We start from the raw sequence: 8086 nt of genomic DNA on the forward strand, positions 1-8086 counted from the left end.
GGTCACGTTGGCACCACTCATCCCGGCGTCAGATTCTTTTCACATCAGTCCTGCATTGCGCACAGGCATGGTAGTTCCGTAAATGCCGGAGATGCCCATGCGTGTACCCCATATTGTACTGTTCGTCCTGTCGCTACTGATATCGCCCACCTTCGCGCAGTCCCCTGCGCCCGCGCTGCCCGCCCCCATTGCCGAGAAGGCTGACCCGGACACCGCGGTGCGCTCCGCCCTGCATGCCCAGGTGCTGCTGGATCGTGCGAACTTCTCTCCTGGCCAGATCGATGGCGAAGTGGGCAGCAACCAGCGACGCGCGGTGGCGGGCTTCCAGGCCGCGCATGGGCTGACCGTAACGGGTGAGCTGGACGACGCCACCTGGAAGGCTCTGCAGGCCGATACAATCACGCCGCTGGCCAGCTACACGCTGACTGCCGAGGATGTCGCCGGGCCGTTCCAGGCGGTGCCGAAGGGCCCCGCCGCACAGGCCAAACTGAAATCGTTGGGCTTCAACAACGTCGAAGAGTCGCTGGGCGAACGCTTCCACGCATCCCCTGAGCTGTTGAAGCTGCTCAATCCGGGCGTGGATCTGAGCAAGGCCGGCAACCGCATTCAGGTGCCCAACATCGCACCATCGGCGCTACCGAAGGCAGCCAAGGTGGTCGTCGACAAATCCGACTCGACCCTGCAACTGCTGGATGCCAAGGGCAAGGTGATCGCGCAGGTGCCTGTCTCATCCGGCAGCCAGCATGATCCGCTGCCGATCGGCGAATGGAAGATCCTGGGCGTTTACCGCGACCCGCCGTTCCACTACAACCCCAAGCTGTTCTGGGATGCGCGCAAGGGCGAAAAGAAGGCGACGCTGCCGCCGGGCCCGAACAATCCGGTCGGCCGGGTCTGGATCGATCTGTCCAAGCCGCATTACGGCCTGCATGGCACGCCTGAACCCGGCCACGTGGGCAAGACCGAGTCGCATGGCTGCGTACGCATGACCAACTGGGATGCGCTGCGCGTGGCTGATGCGGTGGATGAGTCGGTGCCCGTGGTGATGCAGGAGTGAGCCGATGCGTCTTTCGCAGCTGATCGTGCTGGGTGTTCTGCTGGGACTGGGTGCAGGTTGGTGGCTGCACCGCGATGCAGGCGAGCCGGTAGCCGCCTCGCTGCCGGAAGCGCCATCGACGGTAGCCGCCGCGCCGGTGACGGAACCGGTAGCGCCAGGCGCAACAGCCCCACCCGCCTCCACCGCGCCGCCGGCCGCGCAGGCTCCGGATGCACCGCCCGGGTTACTGCTGCCGGTGCAGGGCATCCTGCCCTCGCAGCTGCGCGATACCTTCACCGATGCACGCAGCGAGGGCCGCGTACACGATGCCATCGACATCATGGCCGATGCCGGTACGCCGGTGCTGGCGGCGGCCGATGGCACGGTGGAGAAACTGTTCGACAGTGAGCGCGGCGGGCTGACGATCTACCAGTTCGAGCCCAGCGGGCGCTGGTGCTACTACTACGCGCACCTGCAACGCTACGCCGATGGCCTGGCCGAGAAGCAGGTGATCAAGCGCGGGGAGGTGATCGGCTACGTCGGCAGCACCGGCAATGCCAGCGCCGAGGCCCCACACCTGCATTTCGAGGTGCATGTGCTGGGGCCAGAGAAGCAGTGGTGGAAGGGAGAGTCGATCAATCCGTATCCGCTGCTGAAATCGGCTGCTTCGACGCCCGGCGCTGCCAGCGCCGCAAGGTGAACGTGAACACCGCCAACGCACCCCCGGGAATCAGCAGGAACAGTGCCGCCACCTTCCAGAAAAAGAACGGCCACAGCCAGACGTAATCCAGGTCGGTCAGCTTCAGCAGGTCCAGCGGGGGCTGCAATTCGATCACGGCCGCCCTGCCCGCCAGCGCCGGGTCCACCTCCAGTACGGTTACCCGCAGCCATGAGCGTCCGCGTGGCAATGCATCACCGCGGCCATATCCAAAATAGGACGCCATGAGCCCGCTGGACTCAACCGATGCCAGCCTGCGGTTGATACCCTGCCCGGCCACTCCCGAACGCTCTCCTGCGCGGAAGTCCCCATGATCGGTGGGAGTGTCGATGCGCAGCAGCACTTCAGGGTCAGCCTCAGTACCGTCTGCGGCATACCGCAGTCGCAGCCGCAGTTGGTCATCAATGAAGCGGTAGACCGTCACCTCGGCCGTCGCGCCGGGGCTGAGCAGCAGCGGCAGGGTCTGGGTACGCGAGGCCAGATGGTTGGCGATGGCGCCGAGCGCCAGAACCGCGCAGGCGATGACCCACAGGCTCCACAACACCCACAGGGTGACCCGCACCACGGTCTCGCCTTTCACGCTGACATCCTGGTCATCGCTTCGCTTCCTCGCCGGCACTGGCGACACAGTAACGAAAAAGCCCCGCGTTCGCGGGGCTTCTTCCTTCTGCGACGCCAGGCATGGCCCAGCGCTACCGGTCACGCACTCAGGCAAACGGATCCTGCAGGACCATGGTGTGGTCGCGGTCCGGGCCGGTGGAGACGATGCTGATCGGGCAGCCGGCCAGCTCTTCCAGCGAACGCAGGTAGGCGCGTGCGGCCGGCGGCAGGTCGTCCCACTGGGTAATGCCGTGGGTGTTCTCGCTCCAGCCCGGGAACTCCAGGTACACCGGGGTGCATTCTTCCCAGCCCTGCGCGTCCAGCGGCGCGTACTCGGTGCGCTTGCCGTTGTATTCGTAGGCGATGCAGACCTTCAGCTTTTCCATGCCGTCCAGCACGTCCAGCTTGGTGATGCACAGGCCGCTGATGCCGTTGATGGCCACGGCGCGCTTCAGCGCGACGATGTCCATCCAGCCGCAGCGACGCGGGCGGCCGGTCGATGCGCCGTACTCGGCGCCGCGGTCACGGATGCCCTGGCCGACTTCGTCGTCCAGTTCGGTCGGGAACGGGCCGCCGCCGACGCGGGTGGCGTACGCCTTGGCAATGCCCAGCACGTAGTCGATCGAATCGGCGCCGACGCCGGAACCGGCCAGCGCACCACCGACGGTGGTGTTGGAGCTGGTGACATACGGGTAGGTACCGTGGTCGATGTCCAGCAGCGCACCCTGCGCGCCTTCGAACAGCACGCGCTTACCCTGCTTGCGCAGGTCGTGCAGGATGCCCGCCACGTCGGACTTCATCGGCTGCACGTATTCGCCGAAGGCCAGCGCCTCGTCGAAGGTCTTCTGGAAGTCGACCGCATCGGTGTTCAGATACTTGGTCAGCACGAAGTTGTGGTAATCCAGCGCGGTGCGCAGCAGTTCTTCCAGCTGCTTCGGGTAATGCAGGTCGGCGATGCGGATGCCGCGGCGCGCCACCTTGTCTTCGTAGGCCGGGCCGATGCCACGACCGGTGGTGCCGATCGCCTTGCCACCGGCAGCGCGCTCGCGCGCCTGGTCCAGGGCGATGTGGTACGGCATGATCAGCGGCGCGGCCGGGGAGATCTTCAGGCGCGAACGCACTTCCACGCCGGAGGCTTCCAGCTCGGCGATTTCCTTCTGCAGCGCGGCCGGCGAGATCACCACGCCGTTGCCGATCAGGCACAGCGCGTCGTCACGCAGGATGCCCGACGGGATCAGGTGCAGGACGGTCTTCTTGCCGTTGATGACCAGGGTGTGGCCGGCGTTGTGGCCGCCCTGGAAGCGCACGACAGCGCCGATTTCCTCAGTGAGCAGATCGACGATCTTGCCCTTGCCTTCATCGCCCCACTGGGCACCCAACACTACGACAGACTGACCCATGACGGGCTCCTCGATTTGTTGCGGCCATCGGGGCCGCGGACGGGTAAACCGTGGCGGGGCTGGCCAGCACCTGGAGGGCGGCTCCAAACGGGGAGCAGCCGGCGATGGAAGGCCCAGACACGGAAAAAGCCGAACGGGGAGGCCCGTCCGGCTTTTGTGCATTATCCGGGTTTCCGGGGTCCGGTGCCACCTTTCCGACCGGCGGCTTCACCGGCCGGTCAGGCCGGCGTCTCATGTAGAGCCGAGCCCATGCTCGGCTGCCTTCCCGCCGCTGCGCGGCGCCGCCCGAGCATGGGCTCGGACGCTACAGGGCGGGGTCAGTGCCGCGCCCACCACAGCAGGCTCAGGCCGGCCAGCAGCACCAGCCCGCCGAAGCTGCGCAGGGCCGGGCTGGGCAGGTCCAGCAGGCGCTCGGCCATGCGCTTCCAGGCGAACGGCGCCACGAACAGGAACAGGCCTTCCAGCACCGCGACCAGGCAGACGGCGGCGAACAGATCTTTCATGGGGGACTCCGGAAAAAGCACGGGGCCCGGCGTCTGGCCGGGCCCCGTGGGGTAGTGCCCTGCGACCTCAGCGGTCGTTCTTCAGGTACTGCAGGAACGGGTCGTTCTTGTCGAGCACAATCACGCCGTTGCCGTCGGTCATGGAGCCACGGTAGGCCTCCAGGCTGCGATAGAACGCATAGAACGACGGATCGGCCGAGCCAGCCTTGCCATAGATGCGGGCCGCCTCGGCATCGCCTTCACCGCGCAGGCGCTGTGCATCGCGCTCGGCCTCGGCGATCAGCACGGTGCTGTCGCGGTCGGCCTGGGCACGGATGGTCAGCGACTGCTCCTCGCCCTCCGCACGCAGCTTGGCCGCTTCCTGCTTGCGCTGGGCGCGCATGCGCTCGTACACGTCGTTGATCACCTGGCTGTCGGTCGGCAGGTCCACCTGCTTGATGCGCAGGTCGATCATCTGCATGCCGAGGCCGGCCACCGCCTCGTTGATCCCCTTCAGCTGCTCGGCGATCAGCTCGCTGCGGTCGCCGGACACCAGCTGCTGCAGGGTGCGCGAGTTGATCTGGTTGCGCAGCGAGTCGGTGATGATCGGCGCCAGGCGGGCGTTGGCCACACGCGGGTCGCCGCCGGTGGCACGGAAGTAGTCACCTACGTTGGAGATGTAGCCGATGGCGAAGAAGTCGACGCTGACGTCCTTCTGCTCGGCGGTGAAGTAGCGCGCAGGCGCGGTGTCGAGCACCTGGAAGCGGCGGTCGAAGACCTTCACCGTTTCCACCACCGGCACCTTGAAGTGCAGGCCCGGCTTGATGTCCGAACGCACCACCTTGCCCAGGTTCAGCACCATGGCGGTCTGGTCCTCACGGACCACGTACACCGAGCCGAGCAGGCCCAGCACCACCGCCACGATCACGGCGATCCAGATAGGACTCTTCATCGGCTGCCCTCCTCACGGCCGCTCGGTCGCCCGGTCGGGCGGCCCACCGGCCGGCCCGGATCACGGGAAGCTTCCACCGCTGCACCCGGCAGCGATGGCATCACCACGTCCGGGTTCGCCACTGCGGCCGGGGCCGAGGTGGTGGGACGGGTATCGCCGGTCATCGGCACGTAGATCAGCTGGCGGCCATCGCCGCCGATCACCTTGCGGTTCTCGCTCAGCACCTGCTGCACGGTTTCCAGCCACAGGCGCTTGCGGGTCACTTCCGGGGCGTCCTTGTACTGGGCCTGCAACAGGCTGAAGCGCTGCGCGTCACCCTCGGCCTTGGACACCGCGGCCTGCTTGTAGCCTTCGGCGGTGGTACGGGCGCGCGAGGCCTGGCCTCGGGCTTCCGGCACGACCTTGGCAGCGTAGGCCTGGGCTTCGTTGATCAGGCGTTCCTTGACCTGCTGGGCACCGTTGACTTCGTCGAAGGCCGGCTTCACTTCTTCCGGCGGACGGGCGTCCTGCAGGGTCAGGCCGGTCACGGTCAGGCCGGTCTTGAACGCCTTCAGCAGCGCCTGCAGGCGCTCCTCGGCAGCCACGGCCAGCGGGCCACGATTGTTCAGTACAGCGTTGAGGTCGGCACGGCCGACTTCCTCGCGCACCGCGCTCTGCGCCGACTGCTCCAGCACCTGGTCCGCATCGACAGTGCCGAACAGGTACTGCTGCGGGTCATCGATGCGGTACTGGACGTTCAGCGAGACGTTGACGATGTTCTCGTCCCGGGTCAGCACCGGCACCTGGATCGAGAACGTCTTGATCTCGGTGGCGTTGACCTTGGTGACCGATTCGATCGGCCACGGCAGCTTGAAGTTCGGGCCGGGCTGCAGGATGCGCGAGAACTGGCCGAAGCGCAGGACCACGCCACGCTGCTGTTCACCGATCAGCTGGAAGCTGGAGAACAGCACCAGCAGCACAACGGCCGCCACCACCCAACGCACGATGCCGCCGTCGAACAGGTCCTTCAGCGGCCCGGGCAATCCGCCCCAGCCACCACCATTGCCACCGCCGCGCGACCCGAACGGCCCGCGTCGATTGTCCTCGGGGCCTTGTCCGCCCTTGTTGCCGCCGGGTGTATTCCAGGCCATGCACGCTCCATCAAGATGTGGGCTGCGGCGCGGGCCCTTCCCGCGGCGCCAGCCGTGAAACCATTACTGATCATACAAGATGGGGCGGATCGGCAGGATCGAAAGGGGGGCAACGGGGTAAGGTGGCGTTTTCCTCGAAGTCAGGCAATGCCGATGGCCCCCACCACCCCATTCACCGCCTTCCGCATCGAAAACGACGACGCCGGTTACCGCAGCGGCCTGGCCCAGCTCAAGGTCGAAGACCTCAGCCCCGGCCAGGTTCTGATCCGCGCCAGCTGGTCCTCGGTCAACTACAAGGACGCCCTGGCCAGCACCGGCAAGGGAAAGATCCTGCGCCGCTTCCCGCTGGTGGGGGGCATCGACGTAGCCGGCACCGTGGTCGCCAGCACCGATCCGGAATGGCGTGAAGGCGACGCGGTGCTGGCCACCGGCTGCGGCCTCAGCGAGACCCGCGACGGCGGCTACAGCCAGTATGTGCGGCTGGAATCGCGTGCGGTGATCGCCCAGCCGGCCGGGCTGAGCCCACGCGAGGCGATGGTGCTGGGCACCGCCGGCTTCACCGCGGCGTTGGCGCTGCTGCGCATGCAGGACAACCGGCAGAGCCCGGAGCTTGGACCGCTGGCGGTCACCGGCGCCAGCGGCGGTGTCGGTGCGCTGGCACTGTCGATCTTCAGCCGCGCCGGCTATACCGTGCACGCCGTCAGCGGCAAGCCGGAGCAGGCCCGCTTCCTGCGCGACATCGGCGCCAGCGAGGTTCTGCCACGTGAGGCCTTGGCCGATACCGGCCCGTTGCAGACCGCGCGCTTCGGTGGGGGCCTGGACAATGCCGGCGGCGCCATGCTCGCCAGCCTGCTGGCGCAGACCGTGCCCTACGGCAGCGTGGTCAGTGCCGGCCTGGCGGCCAGCCCGACCCTGGACATGACGGTGATGCCGTTCATCCTGCGTGGTGTGTCGCTGCTGGGCGTGTCTTCGGCCAATGCGCCACGCGGGCTGCGCGAGGACGTCTGGGCGCGACTGGGCAACGAATGGAAACCGCAGCACCTGGACCGCATCTGTACCGCGGAGGTCGGCCTCGATGGCCTGCCGGCCGTGTTCGAGCGGATGCTGGCGGGCGGATCGCTGGGCCGCACCGTGGTGCGGATCGACTGAACGTCGCAGGCAGGCGACGGACGGCAGATGCGCCCCTCCCGCCGGTAATGAGCCCGCACTACACTGCGGGCATTACATGGGGAACAACATGGCACGCATTCTGATCGTCGACGACTCACCGTCGCAGCTGTTGGGGATACAGCGCATCGTCGAGAAGCTCGGGCACCAGATCCTGACCGCCACCGATGGCGCGGCCGGGGTCGAAACCGCCAAGGCCGAGCTGCCCGACCTGGTCCTGATGGACGTGGTGATGCCCAATCTCAACGGCTTCCAGGCCACCCGCACCCTCGCCCGCGACGAGGCGACCCGGCATATCCCGGTGATCCTGGTGACCACCAAGGACCAGGACACCGATCGCATGTGGGGCATGCGCCAGGGCGCCAAGGCCTACATCACCAAGCCGTTCTCGGAAGACGAGCTGTCCGAAGTGCTGGAGCGCGTGTTCGCCGGGCAGGGCTGAGCCGTGCGCGGTAGTGCCGGGGGCCGGGGGGGCCACCAACCCCAGCCCGCCCCCCGCCCCCCCAACCCCAAAGCGTGCTAAAAAGTATAGGCACAACCCAAGGGCCCGGTTCCGGCGGGCCTCTTGATCGCCCCCCCCGGGGGCGCCGGGGGGCCCCACCAC

The 8086-nt window shown here is 67.2% G+C and carries 9 protein-coding genes; 4 read left to right on the forward strand and 5 right to left on the reverse strand.

The window, feature by feature from the left end:
* The first annotated feature begins 91 nt into the window (after nucleotides 1–91).
* Together RCF13_RS21720 and RCF13_RS21725 are read left to right on the forward strand one after the other, a co-directional pair.
* Nucleotides 92–1054, forward strand: a complete 963-nt coding sequence (locus RCF13_RS21720; RefSeq protein WP_134967783.1) for a L,D-transpeptidase family protein — start codon at nucleotides 92–94, stop codon at nucleotides 1052–1054.
* Between the two features lie 4 nt (nucleotides 1055–1058).
* On the forward strand, nucleotides 1059–1733 hold the full coding sequence (locus tag RCF13_RS21725; protein WP_134967750.1) for a M23 family metallopeptidase: 675 nt from the start codon (nucleotides 1059–1061) through the stop codon (nucleotides 1731–1733).
* Here the strand turns inward: RCF13_RS21725 and RCF13_RS21730 are convergent.
* From RCF13_RS21730 to hflK, 5 genes are all read right to left on the reverse strand, one after another.
* On the reverse strand, nucleotides 1669–2331 hold the full coding sequence (locus tag RCF13_RS21730; RefSeq protein ID WP_049410388.1) for a hypothetical protein: 663 nt from the start codon (nucleotides 2329–2331) through the stop codon (nucleotides 1669–1671). The two genes, RCF13_RS21725 and RCF13_RS21730, sit on opposite strands and share 65 nt — an antisense overlap.
* 127 nt (nucleotides 2332–2458) lie before the next feature.
* Nucleotides 2459–3751: an adenylosuccinate synthase gene (locus tag RCF13_RS21735; RefSeq protein ID WP_014648029.1), complete on the reverse strand. Its 1293-nt coding sequence runs from the start codon at nucleotides 3749–3751 to the stop codon at nucleotides 2459–2461.
* A gap of 317 nt (nucleotides 3752–4068) precedes the next feature.
* Nucleotides 4069–4254 (reverse strand): DUF2065 family protein, encoded by a 186-nt coding sequence (locus RCF13_RS21740; protein WP_005410640.1) that lies wholly within the window; start codon nucleotides 4252–4254, stop codon nucleotides 4069–4071.
* A 67-nt stretch (nucleotides 4255–4321) separates the two neighbouring features.
* Nucleotides 4322–5185, reverse strand: coding sequence for a protease modulator HflC (locus RCF13_RS21745; protein WP_019660037.1), 864 nt, complete (start codon nucleotides 5183–5185; stop codon nucleotides 4322–4324).
* Nucleotides 5182–6315 (reverse strand): FtsH protease activity modulator HflK, encoded by a 1134-nt coding sequence (gene hflK / locus RCF13_RS21750; protein WP_049413452.1) that lies wholly within the window; start codon nucleotides 6313–6315, stop codon nucleotides 5182–5184. The genes RCF13_RS21745 and hflK overlap by 4 nt, the downstream gene beginning before the upstream one ends.
* A gap of 153 nt (nucleotides 6316–6468) precedes the next feature.
* On the opposite strand from hflK, the gene RCF13_RS21755 reads away from it, so the two are divergent.
* Nucleotides 6469–7464, forward strand: a complete 996-nt coding sequence (locus RCF13_RS21755; RefSeq protein ID WP_134967751.1) for a YhdH/YhfP family quinone oxidoreductase — start codon at nucleotides 6469–6471, stop codon at nucleotides 7462–7464.
* A gap of 88 nt (nucleotides 7465–7552) precedes the next feature.
* Nucleotides 7553–7924, forward strand: coding sequence for a twitching motility response regulator PilH (gene pilH / locus RCF13_RS21760; protein WP_005410644.1), 372 nt, complete (start codon nucleotides 7553–7555; stop codon nucleotides 7922–7924).
* Nucleotides 7925–8086 lie beyond the last annotated feature (162 nt).

Source organism: Stenotrophomonas maltophilia group sp. RNC7, from assembly GCF_030910085.1.
Taxonomy (GTDB): Bacteria; Pseudomonadota; Gammaproteobacteria; order Xanthomonadales; family Xanthomonadaceae; genus Stenotrophomonas; species Stenotrophomonas sepilia.